Annotated in this window: 26 protein-coding genes; 17 read left to right on the top strand and 9 right to left on the bottom strand. The window is 63.0% G+C overall.

The genetic code is table 11. The features are described 5' to 3' along the window. The first annotated feature begins 49 nt into the window (after positions 1 to 49). The 11 genes from VSR72_RS23190 (at position 50) to VSR72_RS23140 (ending at position 9,472) form a co-directional block, all read left to right on the top strand. Positions 50 to 811, top strand: a complete 762-nt coding sequence (locus VSR72_RS23190) for an SDR family NAD(P)-dependent oxidoreductase (RefSeq protein ID WP_342954677.1) — start codon at positions 50 to 52, stop codon at positions 809 to 811. 13 nt (positions 812 to 824) lie between these two features. Continuing rightward, positions 825 to 1,229 carry an ester cyclase gene (locus VSR72_RS23185; protein ID WP_342954676.1) on the top strand — a complete coding sequence of 135 codons (405 nt, stop codon included), beginning with the start codon at positions 825 to 827 and terminating at the stop codon, positions 1,227 to 1,229. A 33-nt stretch (positions 1,230 to 1,262) separates the two neighbouring features. Beyond that, on the top strand, positions 1,263 to 1,985 hold the full coding sequence (locus VSR72_RS23180; RefSeq protein WP_342954675.1) for a hypothetical protein: 723 nt from the start codon (positions 1,263 to 1,265) through the stop codon (positions 1,983 to 1,985). A gap of 30 nt (positions 1,986 to 2,015) precedes the next feature. Continuing rightward, a complete protein-coding gene (locus VSR72_RS23175; RefSeq protein ID WP_342954674.1) occupies positions 2,016 to 3,137 on the top strand; it encodes an alkene reductase in 1,122 nt (373 codons plus the stop codon). Positions 3,138 to 3,185: 48 nt separating this feature from the next. After that, a complete protein-coding gene (locus VSR72_RS23170; protein ID WP_342954673.1) occupies positions 3,186 to 4,133 on the top strand; it encodes a D-2-hydroxyacid dehydrogenase family protein in 948 nt (315 codons plus the stop codon). Positions 4,134 to 4,325: 192 nt separating this feature from the next. After that, a complete protein-coding gene (locus VSR72_RS23165; RefSeq protein WP_342954672.1) occupies positions 4,326 to 4,778 on the top strand; it encodes a MaoC family dehydratase in 453 nt (150 codons plus the stop codon). A 36-nt stretch (positions 4,779 to 4,814) separates the two neighbouring features. Next, positions 4,815 to 5,522 (top strand): flavin reductase family protein, encoded by a 708-nt coding sequence (locus VSR72_RS23160; RefSeq protein ID WP_342954671.1) that lies wholly within the window; start codon positions 4,815 to 4,817, stop codon positions 5,520 to 5,522. A 39-nt stretch (positions 5,523 to 5,561) separates the two neighbouring features. Continuing rightward, on the top strand, positions 5,562 to 6,743 hold the full coding sequence (locus tag VSR72_RS23155) for an alpha/beta hydrolase (protein ID WP_342954670.1): 1,182 nt from the start codon (positions 5,562 to 5,564) through the stop codon (positions 6,741 to 6,743). A 44-nt stretch (positions 6,744 to 6,787) separates the two neighbouring features. Further along, positions 6,788 to 7,681 (top strand): alpha/beta hydrolase, encoded by an 894-nt coding sequence (locus tag VSR72_RS23150; protein WP_342954669.1) that lies wholly within the window; start codon positions 6,788 to 6,790, stop codon positions 7,679 to 7,681. Positions 7,682 to 7,711: 30 nt separating this feature from the next. Next, the gene (locus tag VSR72_RS23145) at positions 7,712 to 8,500 is read left to right on the top strand and encodes an enoyl-CoA hydratase/isomerase family protein (protein WP_342954668.1); all 789 of its coding nucleotides are present in this window, start codon (positions 7,712 to 7,714) and stop codon (positions 8,498 to 8,500) included. Between the two features lie 60 nt (positions 8,501 to 8,560). Beyond that, entirely contained in the window at positions 8,561 to 9,472 is a 912-nt protein-coding gene (locus VSR72_RS23140; RefSeq protein WP_342954667.1) for a LysR family transcriptional regulator, read from the top strand. Between the two features lie 290 nt (positions 9,473 to 9,762). Here VSR72_RS23140 and VSR72_RS23135 read toward each other — a convergent pair whose 3' ends face one another. Together VSR72_RS23135 and VSR72_RS23130 are read right to left on the bottom strand one after the other, a co-directional pair. Further along, positions 9,763 to 10,128 carry a hypothetical protein gene (locus VSR72_RS23135; protein ID WP_342954666.1) on the bottom strand — a complete coding sequence of 122 codons (366 nt, stop codon included), beginning with the start codon at positions 10,126 to 10,128 and terminating at the stop codon, positions 9,763 to 9,765. A 43-nt stretch (positions 10,129 to 10,171) separates the two neighbouring features. Further along, entirely contained in the window at positions 10,172 to 10,603 is a 432-nt protein-coding gene (locus VSR72_RS23130; RefSeq protein WP_342954665.1) for a hypothetical protein, read from the bottom strand. Between the two features lie 194 nt (positions 10,604 to 10,797). Here VSR72_RS23130 and VSR72_RS23125 point away from each other — a divergent pair, with 194 nt between their 5' ends. Beyond that, the gene (locus VSR72_RS23125) at positions 10,798 to 11,493 is read left to right on the top strand and encodes a response regulator transcription factor (protein ID WP_342954664.1); all 696 of its coding nucleotides are present in this window, start codon (positions 10,798 to 10,800) and stop codon (positions 11,491 to 11,493) included. Here VSR72_RS23125 and VSR72_RS23120 read toward each other — a convergent pair. Continuing rightward, entirely contained in the window at positions 11,490 to 13,502 is a 2,013-nt protein-coding gene (locus tag VSR72_RS23120) for a hybrid sensor histidine kinase/response regulator (RefSeq protein WP_342954663.1), read from the bottom strand. The genes VSR72_RS23125 and VSR72_RS23120 overlap by 4 nt on opposite strands. Positions 13,503 to 13,779: 277 nt before the next feature. Between VSR72_RS23120 and VSR72_RS23115 the strand changes: the two genes are divergently transcribed. Then, entirely contained in the window at positions 13,780 to 14,703 is a 924-nt protein-coding gene (locus tag VSR72_RS23115; RefSeq protein ID WP_342954662.1) for a LysR family transcriptional regulator, read from the top strand. Between the two features lie 59 nt (positions 14,704 to 14,762). On the opposite strand, the gene VSR72_RS23110 is transcribed toward VSR72_RS23115, so the two are convergent. The 3 genes from VSR72_RS23110 to VSR72_RS23100 form a co-directional block, all read right to left on the bottom strand. Further along, entirely contained in the window at positions 14,763 to 15,545 is a 783-nt protein-coding gene (locus VSR72_RS23110; RefSeq protein ID WP_342954661.1) for a substrate-binding domain-containing protein, read from the bottom strand. Between the two features lie 55 nt (positions 15,546 to 15,600). After that, positions 15,601 to 16,896: an MFS transporter gene (locus VSR72_RS23105; RefSeq protein ID WP_342954660.1), complete on the bottom strand. Its 1,296-nt coding sequence runs from the start codon at positions 16,894 to 16,896 to the stop codon at positions 15,601 to 15,603. A 156-nt stretch (positions 16,897 to 17,052) separates the two neighbouring features. Further along, positions 17,053 to 17,895: an oxidoreductase gene (locus VSR72_RS23100; protein WP_342954659.1), complete on the bottom strand. Its 843-nt coding sequence runs from the start codon at positions 17,893 to 17,895 to the stop codon at positions 17,053 to 17,055. Positions 17,896 to 17,990: 95 nt separating this feature from the next. Here VSR72_RS23100 and VSR72_RS23095 point away from each other — a divergent pair, with 95 nt between their 5' ends. Further along, on the top strand, positions 17,991 to 18,959 hold the full coding sequence (locus VSR72_RS23095) for an AraC family transcriptional regulator (RefSeq protein ID WP_342954658.1): 969 nt from the start codon (positions 17,991 to 17,993) through the stop codon (positions 18,957 to 18,959). Between the two features lie 78 nt (positions 18,960 to 19,037). Here the strand turns inward: VSR72_RS23095 and argC are convergent, their stop codons facing one another. After that, positions 19,038 to 19,967, bottom strand: coding sequence for an N-acetyl-gamma-glutamyl-phosphate reductase (gene argC / locus VSR72_RS23090; RefSeq protein WP_342954657.1), 930 nt, complete (start codon positions 19,965 to 19,967; stop codon positions 19,038 to 19,040). Positions 19,968 to 20,096: 129 nt separating this feature from the next. Between argC and VSR72_RS23085 the strand changes: the two genes are divergently transcribed. Together VSR72_RS23085 and VSR72_RS23080 are read left to right on the top strand one after the other, a co-directional pair. After that, the gene (locus tag VSR72_RS23085; protein ID WP_342954656.1) at positions 20,097 to 20,981 is read left to right on the top strand and encodes a LysR family transcriptional regulator; all 885 of its coding nucleotides are present in this window, start codon (positions 20,097 to 20,099) and stop codon (positions 20,979 to 20,981) included. Between the two features lie 217 nt (positions 20,982 to 21,198). Further along, positions 21,199 to 21,627 carry a VOC family protein gene (locus VSR72_RS23080; RefSeq protein WP_342954655.1) on the top strand — a complete coding sequence of 143 codons (429 nt, stop codon included), beginning with the start codon at positions 21,199 to 21,201 and terminating at the stop codon, positions 21,625 to 21,627. Between the two features lie 158 nt (positions 21,628 to 21,785). Here VSR72_RS23080 and VSR72_RS23075 read toward each other — a convergent pair whose 3' ends face one another. Beyond that, positions 21,786 to 22,400, bottom strand: a complete 615-nt coding sequence (locus tag VSR72_RS23075; protein ID WP_342954654.1) for a hypothetical protein — start codon at positions 22,398 to 22,400, stop codon at positions 21,786 to 21,788. On the opposite strand from VSR72_RS23075, the gene VSR72_RS23070 reads away from it, so the two are divergent. Further along, positions 22,399 to 22,692 carry a hypothetical protein gene (locus tag VSR72_RS23070; RefSeq protein WP_342954653.1) on the top strand — a complete coding sequence of 98 codons (294 nt, stop codon included), beginning with the start codon at positions 22,399 to 22,401 and terminating at the stop codon, positions 22,690 to 22,692. The genes VSR72_RS23075 and VSR72_RS23070 overlap by 2 nt on opposite strands. Before the next feature lie 386 nt (positions 22,693 to 23,078). Here the strand turns inward: VSR72_RS23070 and VSR72_RS23065 are convergent, their stop codons facing one another. Next, complete coding sequence (locus tag VSR72_RS23065) at positions 23,079 to 23,522, bottom strand: Rrf2 family transcriptional regulator (protein WP_342954829.1); 444 nt, start codon at positions 23,520 to 23,522, stop codon at positions 23,079 to 23,081. Positions 23,523 to 23,558: the final 36 nt, after the last annotated feature.

The following is a 23,558-nucleotide window of genomic DNA, read 5'->3' as shown; positions in this document are numbered from 1 at the left end:
AGCCGCTTCGAAGCGTTTGTTCACCCTCACCACCCTCAGGAGCATCACCATGAAACTCAGCGGAAATACGGTCTTCATCACCGGCGGCACCTCGGGCATCGGCCGCGCACTCGCAGAAGCCCTCCACAGCGGTGGCAACAAAGTCATCGTCGCGGGGCGGCGCAAGGCGCTGCTCGACGAGATCGCCCGCGACAATCCCGGTATCGATACCGTCGAACTCAACATCGGCGACGCCACGCAGATTCGCGAAGTCGCCGCGCAGTTGATCGCGCGTTATCCGTCACTGAACGTCGTGATCAACAACGCGGGCATCATGCCGTTCGACGACGCCGGCGGCGCACTCGACGACGAGCAGGCCGTGCGTCTCGTCGACACGAACCTGCTCGGGCCGGTTCGCGTGAGCGCCGCGTTCGTGGCGCACCTGAAACAACAGTCCGAGTCGTACATCGTCAACAACAGTTCCGTGCTCGCGTACGTGCCGCTCGCGGCCACGGCGCTCTACTCCGCGACCAAGGCCGCGATTCATTCGTACACGCTTTCGCAACGCTTCGCACTGCGTAATACAAGCGTGAAGGTGCTCGAGATCGCGCCGCCCTGGGTCGATACCGACCTCGTTCACAAGAGCGGCGATCCGCGCGCCATGCCGCTCGACGCATTCATCGCCGAAACGCTGAAGCTGCTTGAAACCGCGACGACCGAGGTCGTGGTGGACGCGGCGAAGCCGATGCGCGATAACGCAGGCCCCAACGAGCACGCCTTCGTCGAACAGTTCAACCAGTTCGTCGCCGACAACCCGATCCCCGTCGAGTGAAAGGAGCTACGCCATGACCACGACATCCGAAGCAAAGAACACGGCGCTCGTTCTCGAAGCGCTCGAAACGCTGTTCAACAAGAAGGACTTCGACAAGGCCGCACAGTTCTGGTCCGACGACTACGTGCAGCACAGCCGGCACGTTCCGGCCGGACGCGATGGGCTGTTCGGCCTCGTGCGCTCGCTCCCGGACCTGCGTTTCGAGTACGACATGGTGATCGCCAAAGACGACTTCGTCTGGGTGCACAGCCGCTACACCAGTTCGGCCACGCCCGCCGCCATGATCGCCGTCGATATTCTGCGCATCGAGGACGGCAAGCTCATCGAGCATTGGGACGTGCTGCAGGACGAGCCCACGCGCAGCGAGTCGGCCGGTGGCTATCCGATGTTCGGCAACACCTTCCCGGGTGAGCAATAAGGCTCGCGGCAACCGCTAAGACAAGGAAAAGCGATGAGTACTTTGCTCGAACGCGCCGTGGAGGCGCACGGCGGCATCGACAACTGGAAGAAGCTGCGTACCGTTTCGGCCACGCTCGATATCGGCGGCGGCATATGGCACCTCAAAGGCCAGCCCGATATGTTCCGCAATATCGAACTGGTGGCAAGCCTGACCCGCCAGCACGTCTCGATCATGCAGCCGACAGCCGGCTGGCAAGGCTCGTTCACGCCAGAAGCCGTGCGCATCGAGTCGCTTGTGGGCCAGGCCGCCGAGGAGCGGCGCGCACCGCGAGATTTTTATCGAGGCCATGTTCAGGATACCTTATGGGATCGCCTGCACGCGCTGTACTTCACCGGCTACGCGCTCTGGACCTACCTGACGATCCCGTTTCTCTATACCTACCCCGGCTTCCACACGGCAGAACTGCCTGAATGGGAGGAGAACGGCGAAGTCTGGCGACGGCTGAAGGTCACGTTTCCCGATTCGATTGCCAGTCACAGCCGCGAGCAGATTTCATACTTCGGCGCGGATGGCCTGCTGCGCCGCCACGACTACACCGTCGACGTGATGGGCGGCGCACCGGGCGCCAACTATGCCTCCGACTACCGCAACGTCAATGGCGTGATGGTGCCGACGACGCGACGCGTCTTTGCCCACGACGAGGCGCGACAAAAGATCGGCGAGCCGTTGCTCGTATCGATCGACTTTCGCACGCTTGAATTCGGCTCCGAATAAGCGGGCCTTTCCAATATCTCCGGAAACACCATGAAAAACGACAGCAATCAGGCGCTGCTCTGGCCGATCCTTCTGGGCGACCTCGAATTGCCCAACCGCATCGCGATGGCGCCGCTCACGCGCATGCGCGCAGCGAACCCCCACCTTGCACCGACCCGCCTGCATGCCGAGTACTACGCGCAGCGCGCCTCGGCGGGGCTCATCATCAGCGAAGGCGTTTTCGTGAGTCCCGAGGCGGTTGGCTGGGCCGACGTGCCAGGCCTCTGGAGCGAGGCCCAGGTGCGTGGCTGGCGCGTGGTCACGGACGCCGTGCACCGCGCCGGCGGCCGGATCGTCGCGCAACTCTGGCACACCGGCTCGCTCGGGCACCCGGATTTCCACAGCGGCAACGCACCGCTCTCCGCCTCAGCGGTCAATCCGCAGCAGCAGAGCGTGACCGCGGGCGGCCATAAGGACACCGTCGTCCCGCGCCCCATGAGCAAGGACGAAATTCGCCGCACAGTCGCCGATTTTGGCCGGGCCGCGCGCAACGCCATCGCGGCCGGCTTCGACGGCGTGCAGATTCAGGGCGGCTTTCACTACCTATTCAACCAGTTTCTCAGCGTTCGAACCAATCTGCGCAACGACGAATACGGCGGCTCGACCGAGAATCGCGCACGCTTCCTGTTCGAGGTTCTGGAAACGGTGGTCGAAGCGGTCGGCGCGCACCGAACCGGTATCAAGACCGGGCCCGCCACATCCGAAACGGGCGCCTTCGTTTCCACTGACGAAACCCTCGCGACGTCCGAATACGTCATCGGCCGGCTCAACGATTTCGATCTTTCGCATCTGCTTCTGATGGGCGCCATGGCAGACCTCTCGGCCACGCCGCTGGCCGCCATGGAAGGTGACGGCATGTTCCGGCATTTCCGCGATCTCTATCGCGGGCCTATTATTGGCAACGTGAATATCGATCCCGCGCGCGGCAATCGGCTGATCGAAGCCGGGCTGATCGATATGGTCGCCTTCGGCCGCCCGTTCATTGCCAATCCGGATTTGCCGGTACGGCTCGCCATTGGCGCACCGCTTGCGCAGGTGAACTGGCCGAACGTTTATGGACCAACGGCCGAGGGATACACCGACTATCCCGTCTTCGAGGCTCAGGCCGCATGACGTGTCAGCCATGAGCCGGCCGAATCATCCCTGGAGGAGGTCGCACCCATGTCCAGCCCATCCCCTGTCCGTGTCGCCATCCTCGACGACTACCAGAACGTCGCGCTCGAGATGGCGGACTGGTCGCCGCTGCAAGGCCGCGCGGAAATCACGGTTTTCAACGACCACGTCGCGCAAAGCGAGCAAATCGTCGAACGACTCGAACCGTTCGACGTGCTATGCGTGATGCGCGAACGAACACCGCTCACGCGCGAGATCATCGAGCGCCTGCCCAATCTCAAGCTGATCGCCTCGACGGGTGCGGGCAACGCCTCGATCGACATGCAAGCCGCGGCGGATCGCGGCGTGAAGGTCACCGACACCGGATACTGGTCCACCCACACCATCGAATTCACGTGGGCGATGATTCTGGCGATGGCCCGCAATCTGGCCGCCGAGAACCGGTCGGTGCGCGAGGGCGGCTGGCAGACGTCGCTCGGTACGGAACTCTCGGGCAAGACGCTCGGCCTGCTGGGGCTGGGCCGTGTGGGTTCGGCGGTGGGCGTGATCGGCCAGGCGTTCAGGATGAATGTGATCGCCTGGAGCCAGAATCTCACGGCCGAGCGTGCGGAGTCGAAAGGCGTCCAGCTGGTCGACAAGGACACGCTGTTCTCGACCGCCGATTTTCTCTCGGTTCATGTGCGCCTGAGCGAGCGCACGCGGGGTCTGGTCGGCGCCGCGGAACTCGCGCAAATGAAGCCCACGAGCCGCATCGTCAATACGTCGCGCGGCCCGATCGTCGATGTCCCTGCGCTCCTCGCGGCGGTGAAAAGCGGAACGATCGCGGGCGCCGCCCTCGATGTGTACGACACCGAGCCGCTCGCGCCGAACGACCCGCTGCGCAACACGGACAACGTGCTCGTCACGCCGCATATCGGCTATGTGACGCGCGAAATGTACCGGACCTTTTACGGCGATACCGTCCGCAATATCGTCGAGTGGCTCGACCAAACGTAACGGCGAGGCGTAACGGCGAGGCGTAACGGCGCCGGGCCGCGGCCTGCGCCGATTATTGACCGGATTGGAATGCCGCTTTCAGCGCCACCCTCTTTCTCCCTTCCCGGACGTTGCCTACAGTAGCTTCAGGTTCCACGGGGCAGCAAGCAAGCTCTAACGGCTAGCTTGCTCCCCCCCTGAAAGGACACGTTCATGAGTCAGGAAACGCTCTACTTCGACGACCTCAAGGTCGGCGACACCTTCACCACAGGCACGCATGAAGTCAGCGCCGCCGACATCAAACGCTTCGCCGCGGAGTTCGATCCGCAGCCGTTCCATCTCGACGACGATGCGGCCCGCGAAACGATGTTCGGCGGACTCGCCGCGAGCGGCTGGCATACCGCAGCGATGACGATGCGCCTGCTCGTCGACGACGGCCCGAAGCTGGCGGGTGGCGTGCTCGGCGCGGGCTGCGAGATCGAGTGGAAGATGCCGACGCGCCCCGGCGACGTGCTGCATGTCGAAAGCGAAGTGATGGAGCTGGTTCCCTCGCGCTCGCGCGCCGATCTCGGCACGCTGGTGCTGCGCTCCAGAACGCTCAATCAGCAAGGCCAGGTCGTGCAGAACATGACCGCAAAGCTGATCGTCGCACGTCGCCGCGCATAACTCCGGACTCCGAACCTCTTTTCAAGGACATTCATCATGATCATCGATCCCTCCACTCAGGACGCCGCTGCAAATTACAAGCTGTTGATCGGCTCGATCCTGCCGCGCGCCATCGCCTGGGTCAGCACAATTTCCACGGATGGCGTCGCCAACCTCGCGCCGATCTCGTTCTTCACCGCCGTGGGCCGCAAGCCGCCGATGATTTCCATTTCGATGCAGCCGCGCTCCGACGGCGTGACGTTGAAGGACACCTTCGTCAACATCCGCGACACCGGCGAGTTCGTCGTCAACATCCCCAACCTTGAACTCGCGGACGCATTGCATCGCAGTGCGTACGAATTCCCCTCCGATGTCGACGAATTCGACGCACTCGGACTCGAGAAGGCCGATTCGCTGACGGTGCGCCCGCCGCGCGTGAAGGCCGCGCCCATCGCGCTCGAATGCAAGCTCGACCGGATCATCCAGATCAGCGACTACGACCACGTGATCTTCGGCGAAGTGCTGCGCTTCCAGATTCGCGACGACCTCTACCTCGAGCGCGGCCGCATCGACACGGCCGCCCTGCAGGCGGTCGGCCGCCTCGCTGCGGAATACACGGTGGTACAGAGCGCGTTCACCACGCCGCTCGCACCCGAGGTGCTCGCTCGCCTGCAGAACAAGCGCATTGGCCGGCTCGACGACTTCGAAGATGGCTACTCGCCAGTCGATGCCGCGAACTGGTCCGCATCCGGCGCCACCCGCTAAGCAATGCCGATCTTCGAAACGCCAGCGAGAGAAACAAGCATGCATCCGACTCATTCGACCCAGCCCACGCTCGTATTCATCCACGGGTTTCTCGACGGCGCCCAGATATGGGACGACGTGACGCGGCACCTCGGCCACCGCGCGGACGGCGCACTGTGCGTCGATCTGCCGGGCATGGGCGCGCGCGCCGACGAACCCGGCCCGTTCAGCCTCGACCGACTCGCTGCCGACGTCACGACCCAGGTTCGCGCACTGTCGCGGCCTGTCGTGCTGGTCGGCCACAGCATGGGGGCGCAGATCGCGGAGCTCGTCGCACAACGGCTGGACCAGCAGGTTCGCGGCCTCGTGCTGTTGACGCCGGTGCCGTTGGGCGGCGCGGGGCTGCCCAGCGAAGCCATGAGCGCATTCCATGCGATCGGCGGCAATCCGGCAGCGCAACGCGAATTGCGCCGCAATGTCTTGGTGAGTCTCGACGACACGCGACTCGAGCGCCTTGGCCAGCTTGGCGATCGCGTCGCCGCCAAGGCCGTCGGCGAGTTTGCCGATCTATGGAACGCGGGCCATCCGTCCGGCGCCGAACCCTCCCGTTACCGCGGCCCGGTCCTTATCGTCCGCGGCGACGGCGACAACTTCGTCGACTTCGCGATGATCTCGTCGGGCGTGATGCCGCGCTTCAAGGCGCCAGCCATCGCGTCGATCGAGCGCGCGGGCCATTGGCCGCATGTCGAGCAGCCGCTTGCGGTCGCAGGCGTCATCGGGCCGTTTTTCGCGAACGTCGAGCATGCGCCCAACGTCGCGCATCAGCCGGACGCGCCGGTCGCGCCGCAAGGATGGACGCGCGCGTTCGAGCAGAAGTCCGCCGATGCCTTTGCCGATTCGTTCGCAGCGAGCGTCGTGCTCGAAGCGAGCGTGCTCGCGAAGCCGGCCGTCGGCATCGAACAGGTCAAGACCGTGATGACCACCGCCAGCAAGATCTACGAGGCGCTCTCGTTCACCCATGAGGCCCACAACGGGCTGCGCGACTACCTCGAATGGGAAGTCCAGGCGTTCGGCGGCGAGCGCATGCGCGGCGTCACAGTGCTCACAAAGAACACGGCGGGCAAGATCGTCCACGTGGCGATCCATCATCGGCCGCTCGGCGGCGCGCTGAAATTCTCGGCCGAACTCGGCCGTCGCCTCCAGGGCACGGTCGACGCGAGCCTCTTTTATCCCGGCGTGTGACGGGTAATACCCGCACGCAATCATCCCGATTCCAGGAGAGTGAAATGGTGCAACGTAGCGATGTTGAATTCGAAGTGGACGGCGGCGTCAAGCTGCGCGGCTGGCTCTTCACGCCCGCAGGCGACGGCCCTCACCCCGCCATCACGATGGCGCACGGCTATGCCGGCGTGAAGCAGCACGGCCTCGAACCGTTCGCGCGCGCCTTCGCCGAAGCGGGCTTCGTCGTGCTGCTGCACGACCATCGCGGCTTCGGCGCGAGCGAGGGGACGCCGCGCCACGACATCGATCCGTGGCGGCAGATCGCGGACTGGCGGCGCGCCATCACTTACCTCGAAAGCCTCGACGTGGTCGATCCGGCGCGCATCGGCCTCTGGGGCACGAGCTATGCGGGCGGCCACGCCATCGTGCTGGGCGCGACCGAACGGCGGTTGCGCTGCGTCGTCGCCCAGGTGCCGACGATCAGCGGCTACGAACAGGGACTGCGCCGCATTGCCCCTGAGAACGTCGCGGCGGTCGAAGAAGCGTTCGCCGACGACGACCGCGCGCAACTGCGTGGCGAGGCGCCGCGGCGCCAGGCGATCGTAAGTGCCGATCCCGCGGTCGCCGCGTCGTATCGCGCAAAGGATGCGATCGACTTCTATCTGCAGTCCCTCCCGGAAGGCGTGTGGGAAAACAACGTGACCGTGCGCTCGACGCGCGCCGCGCGCATGTACGAGCCGGGCCAGTGGATCGCACGTGTCTCGCCCACTCCCTTGCTGATGGTGGTCGCCACGCGCGACGCAATCACGCTGACGGACCTCGAACTGGCTGCCTACGAACGCGCGCTTCAGCCCAAGCGACTCGTGACGATCGAAGGCGGGCACTTCGATCCGTATCTGTCGCAGTTTCAGATCTCCAGCCAGGCTGCGCTCGAGTGGTTCAAGCAGCATCTCGGCTAATCCACTCCGCTCACGATCGAGGACCACCCCATGGCTCACCTGACACTGACATTCGACGACGCGCTCGCGACGATCGTCATCGACCGCCCGCCGCAGAACCGCATCGACGACCAGATGATCGATGAACTGGCCGCAGCCGTCACCGCAATTGAGAGCAGCGACGCACGCGCGGTGCTCGTACGCAGCGCCGGCGAAAACTTCTCGTTCGGTGGCGACATCATGAACTGGCCCGATGCGAATGTGCGCGAACTGCGCGCGCGTTTCGGCCACTACATGTCCGTGTTCAACCGTTTCGAAAAGCTGCCGATGCCCGTCGTCGCCGCTGTGCAGGGCCTGTGCTTCGGCGGCGGCTTCGAACTTGCGCTGCGCGCGGACGTGATCTTCGCGGCCGAATCGGCAACGTTCCGCCATCCCGAGCAGACGCTCGGCATCGTCACCGTGCTCGGCGGGATCTACCGGGTCGCGGAACGCGCGGGACGCTCGCGCGCTTCCGAATGGGCGCTGACGTCCGAGAAGGTGCCCGCGGCCACCATGGAACGCTTCGGTGTCGTGAACCGCGTGGTGGCCGACACGGACCTGCTGGAAGAAGCGGCCCAGTTCGCGCGCAAGCTCGCGAGCGGCCCCACGCGTGCGTATGCCGCGCATAAGGCGCTGCTGCGCGCGTGGGCCGTTGGCGGCGTGGCGGCCGCGGACGAAGCGATGCTCGATGTCGCGATGCCGCTGTTCGAAACCGACGACGTGCAACGCGGGCTGCGCTCCGCCGTCGATGCGCTGAACGCGGGCCGCCCGCGCCCGGCGATGGACTTCAAAGGCCGCTAAAAGCGCGCATGGCGATTGTGCAGTCTAATGGCGTCGTCCCTTCGAACGGAGACGCCTGTCATGGACCGCATCGCAGCGATGAACGCATTCGTGCGCGTGGTCGAAGCCGGCACGTTCACGAAGGCGGCCGAAACGCTCGACATGCCGAACGCGTCGTTGACACGGCTCATCCAGAAGCTCGAGGAAGACCTGAAGGTGCGCCTGCTGCATCGCACCACGCGCTCGGTGACGGTCACGCCGGAAGGCGCGCTCTACTACGACCGTGTCGTGCGCCTGCTCGCCGACCTCGCGGACATCGAATCGTCGACGACGCATGCGCGGACCAGGCCGTCGGGCAAGATCCGTGTCGATGCCGCGACGGCGATCAGCACGCTGGTGCTGGCTCCGGCGCTCGATGACTTCTACCGCACCTATCCGGACGTGCAGATCGAGCTCGAAGTCGGCAACGAGCGCGCCGACCTGATTGCCGAGGGCTTTCACTGCGCGATCCGCGCCGGCAAGGTCGACGAGCCGTTCCTCGTCGCACGGCAGATCGGCGCCTTTGGCTTCACCACGTGCGCGGCACCGGCGTTGATCGATGCGCACGGCACCCCCATCTCGCCGGACGCGTTGAGCGACTTTCCGACCATCGGCATGATACCGGCGGGCCCCGGTTATCCAGCGTCGTTTCCGTTTTTGTACGACGATCGCAAAGAAGGCCTGCCGCTCAAACACCGGCTCATCGTCAACGATACGAACACCTATCTGGCAGCCGGCCTCGCGAGCCTCGGCATCATCCAGGCCCCCACTTACTCGGTGCGCGACGCCATCGCCGCCGGAAAGCTCGTGCCGCTGCTCGAAGACTGGCCGCAGCCGAGCTATCCCGTGTATGTGATCTATCCGCCCAATCGCTATCTGAGCGCGAAAGTGCGCGTGTTCATCGACTGGCTCATCGAGTTGTTCGAGCGCGACGAGTCTTTGCGGCGCCGGTGAGTGTCACGTGGCGCGTGTGAAGAAAATAAATGCCGTGCGACGCACTACGCGCACCGCACGGCGAACGCCAAATAGCCCTGTTTTTATTCCTGGGCCGACAACGGAATCCCGCGCGCTGCTGCGTCCGATGACAGCAGCGCGTTCCCGCTAATGCACGTTATTGTTTTTTTCTGATTGTTCAGGTGGTCTCTCGCGCTTCTCGTGCGTATTCGATATTTTTTTGTTTCAGGTGGTCTCTCGCGCTTCCCGTACGTTTTCGATATTTTTTGTTCCCCCGTTTCAGGCACGACTCAGTCAACTTCTTGCCCCCCGGATCTGGCCGCGAACCGATCGAGCAAACACTGCAGCCGACGCTCCTGAATATGCATGATGCCCGGCGTCGATCGGAGTTCGAGCACGCGAGAGTGCCAATAGCTCGCACCGAAAATCGCCATTGCCTTGTCCGCGCCGATCGCGCTTTCGAGGTGTGCAATTGCGGTGTCGAGATTGTGGACAGTGTAGGGACTGTGAGGCCGCCGTTCTGTCTCTGTCTTTACCTGAATCGCTTTCTCGCGCCCTGGCTGCCTGCCTCGCATCTCGCCTTCGCGCTCCTGCGCAAGCAGGGATTCCAGGCGTCGCTCATCAAAGGCGCCGTACTCGATGGAATTGTCTTGCATCGCACGATCTCCTCGTCGGCCACGCTGCTCAGGCGTTGATCGCTCACCAATTGCCGTCGAGTGCATTGCGGCGCTCGCTGATGACGACCGCCGGGGGCGGATTGTCGTGATTAACAAGGGTCGCATCCGTGCACACCGGGTGCGCCGCCACGGCGCCGCGCCGGTGGCGCGCGATTGACTCCAGCAGGCTCAACGTGATGCAGAAGCTCCGGTCGATCTGCTCCGTCCAGCGCCTCTGGTCATAGGCGCTCAGCGCCTGGACGAGAACGTCGTCGATCTGGTCCGGGAATTTCACGCCGCTCGACTCGATGCGGACCATGAGGGCCCGCGCCCGCAGCAGTTCCGCCAGGATCGTGGCGTCCGGCGGCGTCGCCGGTTCAGGCTCCGGCTGGCACGGACGCGCGCGGGTTTCGTCATCCGGGGCGAAACGGAAAATGTTCAGCAGGCTTTTGAAGTCGGGATGCGGCGTATGCATGGTGGTGTTCCTCACGACCTGACAGCACGTCCGAACTGCAGAGACTTCATCGTGCGCGTGCCGGGGCTTTCGAAAAACCGGCCATGCCGGGGGAAAAACGCCTCCAGAAGGCGGCCCCACAAGCGTCCCCCGCTATGGGGGGATCGCAACCGGAAGGATTGCGGGTACGATGGTCTCGACTTGAGAGGCGCCCGATGGACAACCTGTATTTCCGCCACGTACTGCTCGTCGAAGACGAGGGTTTGACGCGTATCGCGATGAAGAGCCTGATCCTGAGCTCGGAGCCGACGCTCGACATCGACGAGGCGGGCTCGTACGACGCTGCTGTCGAGCGGCTGCAGAACAAGGCTTACGACCTGGTTTTTCTCGATTACCAGATCGGGAACAATCACACCGGGCTCGACCTGCTGCGCTGGCTGCAGGACAACGAGCGTGCGGCGCATGTGGTGATGCTGTCCGCGCAGGACGACCGCGAGACGGTGCTGGACTGCATCAAGAATGGCGCTGGCGGCTTTATCTCGAAGGCCAGCGAGGAAGGCGGCGCGGTGTTCCGTGAAGCGCTGCAGACGATCCTGAATGGGCGGGTTTATCTGCCCAACAGCGTACTTGGTAAAGGCGGCCATACCCCGCAGTCGCCAGGGCCGAGCAAGGGCATTCCGATCGACTCGCTGAACCTGCCGCCGCGGCTCGCGCAAACCTTGGGTTTTCTCCTGCAGGGCATGTCGAACAAGGCCATCGCGAGAAAGATGAATATCTCGGAGAACACCGCCAAGGAGTACATCAGCGATCTGCTGAGCCGCTTCAACGTCTCGCGGCGCACGTTCCTGATCGTCGAGATGGCGCGGCGCGGCATTGAGATTCCCACCGTTGCGCACGCGCCGGCGGTCTAATTCGGCCGGGTCGCGGCCTCCGTCAATTCGAGCATGCGCGCAATCAGCAGGTCAGGCGCCAACGGCTTGCTGAGCACGCAGCGCTCCGGCAACACACCTTGCGTGCTGGCCACGGCTTCACCCGTCACCACGAGACACGGCACGGGCCGCGCAAAATGCTCGCCCAGCAGACGGATCACGTCGTGGGCAGTCGACATCTCCGGCAACCGGTAGTCGCTGATGACGAGATCCGGCACGCGCTCGATCGACTGCAACAGATCGTTGAGTTCCGCCGCGGAGCGAACCGAATCGGACAGCACGCCCCAGCGCGCGAACAGCGCTTCCATCGACGCGCGCACCAGGCTGTCGTCCTCGACCAGCAACACGTAGAGGCCCCGCAGCGACGACGGCGAAGGCGACGAAGCGGCATCGGCGGGCGCTATCGCGGCATCCTGGAGCGCAAATGGATCCGCCACCGGCAAGCGCACCGAGAAGCGCGACCCGCGTCCCTCGATCGACTTGAGTTCGAGACGGTGCCCTTCTAGCAGGGACACCACCGCATTCACAATCGACAGCCCGAGTCCGAGCCCTTTCTCGCGGTCCCGCTCCGGGTTGCCGAGCTGAACGAACGGCTGGAAGATCGTGTCCCAATGCTCCGATGCGATGCCGATACCGTTATCGAGCACGTCAAGCCGCACATAATTCGGCATCCGAACCAAACCCACGAGAACCGTGGAGCGCCCCGCTTTCGACGGATCCGAATATTTGATGCCGTTCGCGATGAGGTTGCTCAGCACACGGGGAATCCAGTCGGCGTCCGTGCGTACCCATGCGGGTTTTTGCAGTGCTTTTGCGTAGCGCAGCGTCACGCCGCGGCTCGCCGCGAACGACGCGAGCTGCGCGACCGTCTCCTCGGTCACGTGGCTCAGGTCGACGCTCGTATAGCTCGGCTCGACGTGCCCCGACTCGAGCTTCGACAGGTCGAGCACCGCGTTGAAGAGACGCCCCGTCAGGACCGACGCCTTGCGCGCTTCGCCAATCAGCTTGCTCGATGCTTCGACGTCGCGCGCTTCGAGCGCTTCGTCGGCGGCGGCAAGAAAGAGGTTCAGCGCATGCATGGGCTGGCGCAGGTCATGCGCTGCCGCCGCCAGAAAGCGCGATTTCGCCCGGCTCGCCTGCTCAGCGGCTTCGCGCTGCTGCTCGCGCAAGGCGATCAGGGCTTCAGACTTCGTTTGCTGGTCGCGCCGGGCGCGTTCGAGGTCATGGTGCTTTTGCGCGAGTTCGGCGTTGGCGCTTTGCAGCGCATCGTTGCTATGCGCAAGCGCCTGAACGGCGACGTAGCGGTCGCGCACATGACGCTCGGCATTCACGTTGACGCTATGGCCCAGAACCGCGACGTTCAACAGGTAGAACATGCCCGCTGCGAAGTTTTCCGGCTCGACCGCCTGCGTGACCAGTTGCGCCATTACGATCACGGCGATCACACACACGGTGAGCATCAGCGTCGCCTTGGCCCGCAAGCGGAGAAAGCCAAATAGATAAAAGAGAATTAAATAAAAACCGACAAAAAAATGCGTGAAATTGAACGGGCGAGGCGCAAGGACCGTTTGCATCAACAGGCAGAAACACATGAACGCCAGCCCCGAAAGCAGGATCCAGTGTGCAACCTTGTCACGATGAAATTCGAGCTTGAACGCCAGCACGATGCCGACGGTCGCGCCTAGCGCGCCAGCGCAGCGGAACGCGAAAACCTCGGGAAAGTACGGCCGGAACACCGGACTGGTCTGCGCGAGGCTGATTTCCCAAAAGCCGAAACATACCCAGATCAGGGTTCCGAGCACTAACGCCGCACGGCGGAAATCGGCAAAACGCCGGCCATAGTCTTCCGTGAATTCCCGTTCGGCCTGCGGATCCTCGAATCGGGCAGGCCAGCAAAGCATATCGACCAGCCATGCGCGAATCGCGCTGGGCGCGTGCGAGCGTTTGAGGAATGCCGATTCCGTCGCCGATTGAAACCTGAATATGCTCATCGCATCTCGCCGATAGGCTCGCCGACCTCGCGAAGCAGGAAGCACGTCGTGTGCTTAGGCGTGCCAATCCATTCTAGCCGCTCACTATCGCGCTCACTCATAAAGTGATCGGGCTCGCCGTTGGTGCTCGGGCGACGTTATGCGACGCGCCGACCAGTCAACTCAAGGATGTAATAAAACATGACTGTCACCGCTTGCTACTCTGCCCTCGCCCCGCTTGGGCGCGCTGCGCGGAATCATGCAAAATACCCGGCATTCTGAATGCGGAGACCGCCCCGTGGGGATTAACTTTGACTTGACGGACTTGCAGGCGTTTCGCGCGGTGGTGGAGTTGGGCAGCTTCCGCAAGGCGGCCGAGTCGGTCAGCATTTCCCAGCCTGCGTTAAGTCGCCGGATCGACAAACTCGAGGAAGCGCTCGGCGTGCGTCTGTTCGAGCGCACCACGCGCAGCGTCACGCTAACCACGGTCGGCCGCGTGTTTGCACGGAGCGCAGAACAACTGCTTGACGATCTCGACGTCGCGCTGCTTGGCATCCGCGATGTGGCATCGAGCCGCCTGGGTCATGTGACCATCGCGTGCGTGCCCTCGGTGGCCTACTACTTTCTGCCGAACGTCATCGCGAGCTTTCATCGCCGCTTTCCACGCATCAGGGTCAAGCTGCTGGATTCGAGCGCGAACGAGGTGCTTGGCGCCGTGATCAGCGGCGAGGCCGACTTCGGCGTGAGCTTCATGGGCAGCCAGGAATCCGAGATCGAGTTCAGGCTGCTGCTGCAGGAGCGGTTTGTTGCCGCCTGCCGCCGCGACCATCCCCTCGCGCGCAAGAAGCGCGTGACATGGAGCGAGCTTTACGAGCACGAGTACGTGTCGGTGGACAAGACTTCCGGTAACCGCCTGTTGCTCGACCAGGCGCTCTCCGCTGTGGCGCCGCGTGCGCCGAGCGTGTGCGAGACGCGGCACGTCACGACCATGCTCGGGCTGGTCGAAGCGGGGCTCGGAGTCGCCGCGGTGCCATCGATGGCCATGCCCGGACGCGACCACCCTATCCTCACGAGCGTGCCGCTCGTCGAACCGGTGGTGAAACGACGCGTGGGAATCGTGAAACGGCGCGGACGCCCGCTCACACCCGCCGCAGAGGCGTTTCACCGGGCGATCATGGAAGCGAAGCGCGCCACCGCCGCCAGCAGCAATGCATCAGCTTGACGACGGCAGAGACGACAAGAAGGAAGGCTGCCCGGTGCAAGCCTTCCCATGATCCTGCCTCAATGGGCGGGGACCGAATCGAGCCCAGTCGATTGCACCTCTGCCTGGACATCGGGTGAAGAGAGATAGTCGAGCAGCGCCTTCGCCTCCTTCGGATGCTGAGCGCCGACGGGGATGCCGGCGGCATAGCGCGTGACGGATTGCAGCGACTCGGGAATCTTGCCGACGAAGGTTGCGCCCTGGACGGGCAGCAGCTCGCTCACCTGCTGGAAGCCGATCTCGTAGTCGCCGTTCGCCACGACCGACGCCACCGGGATCCGCGGAATCATCTTCGCCTTCGACTTCACCTGCTCTTCGATGCCGAGCTTCTTGAACAACTCCCGCTCGATATACACGCCGCTCGCGCTGTCCGAGTACGCGATCGACTTCGCATGCAGCAGCGTTTGACTTAGGCTTTCGGGCGAGCTGATGTCGGGCTTCGCGGCACCTTCGCGCACAACCATGCCGATGCGCGAATCGGCCAGTTCGACCCGCGATCCGGGGATGACCTTGCCCTGTTTGATCAGATCGTCAAGTGCGTAGCCAACCATGATGACGGCGTCCGCAGGCTCGCCACGCGCGAGCCGGTTCGGAATCGCTTCGGGCGACTTGCCCATCGACGGGCCGAGCGCGGTATCGAGTGTGTTGCCCGTCTGGGACGCGAACCTCGGACCAAGGGCTTGATAGGCGGCAGTGAAGCCACCCGAGCTCATGACGTGCAGGTCGGCGGCCTGCACGTTCGCCGCAGCCGCCGAGGTTGCGACGAGCGCTGACGCGCAAAGTTTCAGAAGCCAATTTTTCATGATCGTGGTCGTGCGGGGTCGTGTGAGTTCGTGAGTATGCGGGACAGGCGAAGCATCAGTGTGCCGGAGTCAACGTCACCGCGCGGCGGCGATAAAGCGCGAACGTCGCGAGGAGTGCGCACACCGCGGCGAAGCTCATCCAGTAGCCCGGTGCGGCCTTGTCGCCGGTCATGTGAATGAGCGCAGTCGAGATTGCGGGCGTGAAGCCGCCGAACACAGCCGTAGCGAGGCTGTAGGCAAGCGAGAAGCCTGCAACGCGGACCTGCGCCGGCATGACTTCGGTGAGCGCGGCAACCATTGCGCCGTTATAGATGCCGTACATGAACGAGAGCCAAAGCAGGACGAGCAGCATGTTGAGGAAGCTCGGCGCGTGAGCGAGCAGCGAGAGCGCCGGATATGCGGTCGCGATCGTGAGCACCGTCATGCCGGCGAGGAGCGGCCGGCGGCCGATCTTGTCGGAGAGCGCCCCGCCGATGGGCAGCCACACGAAGTTCGACACGCCCACGCACAAGGTCACGAGCAAGCTATCGGCGGTGCTCAGGTGCAGGACGGTCTTGCCGAAGGTCGGCGCGTAGACCGTGATGAGGTAAAAGCTCGTGGTCGTCATCGCCACCAGCATCATGCCGGCGATCACGACGGCCCAGTTTTGAACCAGCGTAGCGAATACCTCCTTCATGCCTGGACGATGCTGGCGCGCCTTGAACTCCTGCGTTTCCTCCAGATTGCGGCGCAGCATGAAGACGAACGGCACGATCATGCAGCCAACGAAGAACGGTACGCGCCATCCCCACGCGGCAATGGCGGTCGCGCTCAGCCATTGATTGATCGCGAAGCCGAGGCCTGCAGCGACGACGATCGCGACCTGCTGGCTGGCGGACTGCCAGCTCGTGAAGAAGCCCTTGCGGCCGGGCGTGGCCATTTCGGCGAGATACACCGACACGCCGCCCAACTCCGCGCCTGCCGAGAAGCCCTGCAGCAGCCGCCCGATCAACACGAGCGCGGGAGCCAGAAGTCCGATCGTGGCGTAGCCGGGTACGAACGCGATCAGAATGGTGCCGCTTGCCATGATGGAGAGCGTGACGATGAGGCCCTTGCGGCGGCCGGCGTCGTCGATGTAGGCGCCGAGCACGATCGCGCCCAGCGGCCGCATCAGAAAGCCGGCGCCGAAGACTGCGAACGTCATCATCAACGAGGCGAACTCGCTCCCGGCGGGAAAGAAGACGTTGGCGATCTGCGTGGCGTAAAAGCCGAACAGGAAGAAGTCGAACTGCTCCAGAAAATTTCCGGCCGTGACGCGCAAGACCGCAGCGGCCTTTGAATGTCCGGTCGAATGGCTAGACGATGGGGGCATCAAGGTGTCTCCTGAATTCCGAAAATATGCGCGGGGTCCGCTCGATTGTCGTTTCGGCAATGTTCGCCCGGAGCCGGAAAAACGATAAGTGCAATTTTCGGAACGATTGATGTTCTTTTGTTATCAATCGACGTGACGAGCCCATCGTCGCGCTAATCAGCCATCCGTCGAGACCGTGACGCGCTCCCACTCGCGAATCTCGTCTTCGAGCGCCGACAACTTGCCTCGCACCAGGCCGAGCGCGTCGCTGCCGAGCAATAGATGAACGGGCGGGCTGTCTGCGGAGATCGCAGCAAGCATCGCGCGTGCTGCCTTGCGTGGATCGCCCAATTGCTTGCCGCTCTTCTCCTCGCGCGCTTTGCGCACGGGGTCGAAGACGTCGTCGTAGTCAGCAATGCTCCGGGGCGTTCGCGTCATCGAGCGCCCCGCCCAGTCGGTTCGGAAAGAGCCGGGCGCGACGGCGGTCACGGCGATACCCAAATGCTTGACCTCTTTGGAAAGGGCTTCGGAAAGGCCTTCCAGCGCGAATTTGCTCCCGCAGTAATACGCGATTCCGGGCATCGTGATGAAGCCGCCCATCGACGTCATGTTCAGAATGTGCCCGCGCCGGCGTGTGCGCATGAAGGGCAACACCGCCTTCATCATCGCCACTGCGCCAAAGACATTCACATCGAACTGTCGACGCATCTCCGACAAAGGCGATTCTTCCATGACGCCTTCGTGCCCGTAGCCGGCATTATTGACCAATACGTCGATGGGGCCGACGTTCGCCTCGATCTCCGACACCACGCCGTCGATGGCGTCGAAATCCGTGACGTCGAGAACCCGACCGAACGCGCCACGCCCGCAGAGGGACTCGAAATCGCGCCTGGCCTGCGGAGTTCTCACCGTACCGACAACCTTGTGGCCGACCGCGAGCGCCTCTTGCGCGAGCGCCTGGCCGAACCCGCTGCTGACGCCAGTGATAAGCAGAGTTTTGCTGGATTGGCTGGATTGCATGGAAGCACCCTCCGTCATGTTGACTGAAAGCTGCATGCTAATCTTACGACCAAGGCTCCAGAAGGCCGATTCCGCTAATTTTCTTGCACAAAACTATGAGCGCGAAACCTGCCTCCACGCAGCGGCGTGAACGTTCCCGTCAAAGCCAGAACCGCATCGTCGCCCTTTTGCGCGGGTTGGCGCCCGACGAGGGCTACAGCTTGACGGCACTGCCAAGCGTGCGCATCCTGCGCTCGAACCGGGCGTTGTCACGCACGCCGGTGCTATACGACCCCGGCATTGTGATCGTGTGCCAAGGCCGCAAGCGCGGTTACTTCGGGGACCAGCTCTATCTCTACGACGAGCATCACTACCTCGCTGTGTCCGTGCCCGTGCCATTCACCATGGAAACCGATGCAACGCCAGAGCGGCCGCTGCTTGCCCTGTATCTGCATCTCGACTTCGCTATGGCCGCCGAACTCGCGGCACAGATCGATCGCGAAGGCGTCACGGAACGCATACAGGCGCCCCGGAGCATGATGTCGACGCCGATGGACGACGCCATGCAGTCGTCTGTGTTGCGCCTGCTCGAAGCGATGCACCGGCCGCTCGAAGCTGCCGTTTTGGGCCAGGGGCTGCTGCGCGAACTGTACTTCCGTGTGCTGACCGGAGCACAGGGGCGCTCGATGAGAGAGGCCCTTGCCATGCGCGGGCAGTTCGGCCGGATCGCCCGATCCCTGCGGCTCATCCACGCCGGCTATGCGCAGTCGCTCGACGTGACGCAGCTTGCGGAGGAAGCGGGCATGAGCGTCCCGAGCTTTCACAGCCACTTCAAGGCAATCACGCAGGTATCGCCCATGCAGTACGTCAAGTCGACGCGTCTGCATCAGGCCCGCCTGTTGATGGTGCGCCAGGGACTCAGCGCGGACGCCGCCAGTCACGCCGTGGGCTACACGAGCCCTTCCCAGTTCAGCCGGGAGTTCAAGCGCCTCTTCGGTTCGACGCCAGCGGCCGAGACGAGGCGCATGCGCGAAAACTTTGCTGTGCCGGAGTTTGCCGATGCGACGTATGTTTCGTCGCACTGAAGCTCACATGCCTCTGTCCAGGTTCGCAACAATTGTTGGCATATGGCGCGGCCGAACGTTGGCTCACGCCATTGGCCGCTATTGCCGCGTGAGCATGAGGTTCAAGTTCTGAACCGCAGTTCCCGATGCGCCTTTGCCAAGATTGTCGAAAACCGCGGACAGCAGGACGTGCCCGTGTTCAGCGTCATGAAATACGCTCAAGTGCATGTCGTTCGTACCGTTCAGCACTTGCGGATCCAGGTGTTTCAAGGCGCTCGATTCGTGCAGCGGCAAAACCCGTACGTGAGTTGCTTCGGCATAGTGGCGTGCGAGGCATGCGTGCAACGAGGCGCCGTCCGCGCCGGGCGCCAGCAGCCGCAACACGAGCGGCACGGTCAGCACGATGCCCTGGCGGAACGCTCCGTACGCAGGAACAAAAATGGGACGCTGCGCGAGCCCGGCGTGCTGCTCGATCTCCGGCGTGTGCTTGTGCGCGAGTTCCAGGCCATAGACCTGGTATGAAGGCGCGTTGGTAGCGCCCGGTCCCTCATGCTCCTCCACGCCGGCACGCCCGCGGCCGGAGTAGCCGGATACCGCATGAATGCTGATCGGGTAATTGCCCGGTATGAGCCCGGCCTGCACCAACGGACGCAGCAGGCCAACTGCACCGGTGGGATAGCAACCAGGATTGGTGACCCGACGTGCGCCCGCAATTTTTTCAGCGTGCCCCGGCGTCATTTCCGGAAAACCGTAAGTCCAGTCCGGCTGTGTGCGATGGGCGGAGCTTGCGTCGATAACGCGGACGGCAGGATTGACAATGGCGCTCACTGCCTCGCGCGCAGCGGCATCCGGCAAACAGAGGATGGCGATGTCGCAGGCGTTGATGGCTTCTGCGCGACGCCGCGAATCTTTGCGCTCCGCGGCGGCAAGCGTGAACAGTCCGATGTCGGTCCGGTTGCGCAGCCGGTCGTGGATTTGCAGCCCGGTGGTGCCCTGGTCGCCGTCGATGAAAACTACGGGAGAGCTCATACGTGGATGACTCCGCTGAATGTGGGTTGTAACAGGTAAAACGAGCCCCTATGTTGCGCGGACGGCTAGAATAGGGAAAGTTGAATTTCATAACGTAAACATTCAGTTTTTCTGAATCTGGACGCCGTCATGCGAGAGATCAGCCTGGACCGCTTGCGCACGCTGGTCGCCGTTGCCGACCGTGGTTCATTCGCCGATGCGGCGCGTGCATTGCATCTGGCGCCGCCAACGGTCAGCCTCCACATCGCCGAACTCGAAGAGCGCATTGGGGCTCCGCTCCTGTTGCGCAAGCGCGGGCATGTGGGGCCGACGTCGATAGGCGAGGTACTGGTGGAGCGCGCGCGCCGACTGCTGGCCGACGCAGAGCAGGCGTTAGACGATATTCAACGCCAGGTTGAGGGGCTCGAGGGGCGTGCGCGTCTCGGCGCGTCTACAGGCGTCATCGCACATCTGCTGCCGCAAGCGCTCGAGGTCCTGCGCGAGCACCATCCGGCCATCGACATTCAGATTGCCGTGCTCACTTCGCAAGAAACCCTGTCCCGGCTGGTGGATGGAACGCTGGATGTCGGGCTGGTCGCGCTGCCTCAGCCCCCGGTGGCTGGACTCGTGATAAAGCCTTGGCGACGCGACCCTGTGATGGCCTTTGTGCCGGCGCATTGGCGATGTCCGGCTCGCGTTACCCCTGAATGGCTCGCCGCCCAACCGCTCATTCTCAATGACGCGACCACGCGCCTTTCGCGTCTGACCGCGGAGTGGTTCGCAACCGCAGGGCACCATCCCGCGCCGCGCATTCAGCTCAACTACAACGACGCGATCAAGAGTCTGGTAGCGGCAGGTTACGGCGCAGCGCTGTTGCCCCATGAGGCCACTACGCCGCTACCCGACAGTCGCATTGTCATGCGTGCGCTGCGCCCAGCCTTGTGGCGACGGCTCGGTATTGCACATCGCGCGGGGTACGTTGAGCGTTCCACGCAACACGTACTCGATGTGTTGTGGGGTTTGCGATTGGCGTAATAGCTGCCATTTGCCGCGTGGTTCCTTCTCGCTGACTTGAAGCGGCCAGTCAACAATCTTCGCCGCTAGCGGGCATTCGAGCCGCTGCTGGCACCGCCTATACTTAGAGGGGTTTGCGGAGGGCCATCTCCGCCGGATTTTTAGGTTTCCTGTTAAATCGGTCGCCCTCTCGAAAATTTTCGATCAGTCAGGCTTCTCCAGAGGCACAGGAGTTTCAATGGACATCAAATGCATTGCTGGGTTCGCCGCGATTACAAAGCAGCCGGATGCAAGTGCATCCCTGTATCAGGAGAAACTTGGTTTGCCGCTAGAGAGTTATGACGAACATCCCGACTATCGTTTCATGGACAATTTTCCTGGAGCCAATCACTTTGGTGTGTGGCCTCTGTATATGGCCGCTCAGTCATGCTTCGGGCAAGACGAGTGGCCTGCTTCTATTCCAGAACCAACCGCAAACATTGACTTCGAACTGGCGGATGCCAAGGCAGTCGAGTCGGCAGTTCAGGAAATGAAAGCAAAAGGCCAGGAATTGATTCATGACGCAAGGACAGAACCTTGGGGGCAAACCATAGCGCGATTCATCAGCCCCGAAGGCGTGCTGATCGGTTTGAGCTATGCGCCATGGTTGCATGAGCAAGAGGCCTGACCATTCATATCCGGACGCCCTCCGAAGAACATGAGGGAAAAGACTGCAGCAGCGGTGACGCCGCCGCCTGCAATCTGTGCTGCAAGGTGTAAGGGCGCCCGCTCCCTGTTCGCGCCCCCCCCGTATCGGCAAGGGGGGAGCAGACGGTTAAACAGGCTTTACTGGCAGGACAGGACCACCAGGCCGTTGATATCGCCCGTGTTCGCGAGCTTCGCGCCATAGGCAACCGCGATGAGCGGCTTCGTGGCGTCCGTGCCCATCGGTCGCGCGAGCAGCGCAATACCGCCGCCGATCAATCCGCCGCTGGAAGGCGCGCTCGCCTTCGTAAAGCTCGCACCCTTGTCGGCGCCGATCGTGACCGTCACAGTGAAGTTGATCAGGTTCAGCGTCACGAGATCGAGCGTCGCGGTGGCCGACTGCAACGAACCCGGCGCGACACTGCCTGACGCCGACGTCGGCGAGGTCGACATGAGCGCGCTGCAGTTCAGCGTACCCGTGCCCGGAGTCAGCACGAGCGACGTGCCCACCGCGTAGTGCTCACCCTGGTTCGCGTTGAACGTGCCGCCACCCGTGTCGGAGCCGTTGGTCCAGCGACCGATCGCGACGTAGCCGCCTGCACCGTTGATGTCCGCGATCGTGCTGCCCTTCGTCAGCGAGACCGCCGGGCTGCCGGTGCTGGCAACCGCCGTGAAGGCGCCACCATAGTTCGACTGCTGCACCTGGCTCGCCAGTGGCGCATTCGATGCCGTGATCGAGGTGCCGGAGCCGGACATGCCGGTTGACGTCAGGGTGTCCGGTGCAAGCACGACGTTCACCGCGCCCGACACGCTGGTGACCATGGGCGCGGACCCGCTGTATTTCCAGTCGGTGTTCGTCGCGGCCGGCCCCGAAGCCGCCGCCGGTGCGGATGCAGCGGCATCCGACGTTCCCGATGTGCCGCCACCGCCGCCGCAGGCCGAGAGTGCCAGTGCCAGCGCAGTTGTCGAAATAATGTTGAGTTTGGCTTTTACCATTCCTGTTGTTCCCCGGTTGGTGTTATTTACGGTGTTTTGGCCTGCCAGTTGACTGCCGGTCGCGAGGCCAGCGCTTTTTAATACGATTGAGAAAGAATTTATTCGCGCGAATAACCCGGCGCTGGCGAATGCCGCGGCAATGTGTATCTAGCGAACTAACCCCGGCTGAATGATGCCGCTATCTTCTTGGCAGAGGACGAGCCTAAAGCAGGCCGATATTGATTATCGACAAACTTCTTACGAATCTTTAGCGCGGATGCCTGGCTTATGCCATACGCATCAATCGCATTAAATCGATTACTTTTGAAGGCAGTTTGAATGCTTCGTGCCGTTTGAATCCGGCTGCTGGGCGACTGAGGTCGTGCGGCCACGGAACCCGCCGTGCGCCCAGACTCTCAATGACCAGAGCACGGCTTCCCTCACCTACGCGGATTCGGTTTACCGTGAGGCTTTCCGTTTCGGCGCCGTGGTGCTGTCGCGTGGGGTGGCCAGCATCGCAATGGTGACCTTCTCGAATTTTTTCAGCAGGAGAGCCTCAGCATCGAGAAGTGTCGCCGAAAGATGCGCATTCACGGCTTGCTCGACGAGACATTGCGGATGATCTTCGGAAACAAGATGCGAGAAAAGCGGCGGTTCGCCAACCGCGCGGTAGACGTCCAGCAGCGTGATGTTTTCAAGCGGCTCGGACAGCACCCAGCCGCCTCCGTGCCCTTTCTCAGAAGTGACGTAGCCAAGATCGCGCAGGCCGCTGAACAAACGCCTCACGACGACCGCGTTCGTACATAGCATTTCACCGAGCGCTTCGGATGTGAGCGGGCCATCCGCATGCTTCATGTGAATCAACGCGTGCAAGACGCGAGACATGCGGCTATCGCTTTTCATCGTGGGCACCCATTTCAAGAAACTTTCCAGGTTGCA

The organism is Paraburkholderia sp. JHI869 (assembly GCF_038900775.1).
Lineage (GTDB): Bacteria > Pseudomonadota > Gammaproteobacteria > Burkholderiales > Burkholderiaceae > Paraburkholderia.
This window is presented reverse-complemented; position numbering and strand designations above follow the sequence as displayed.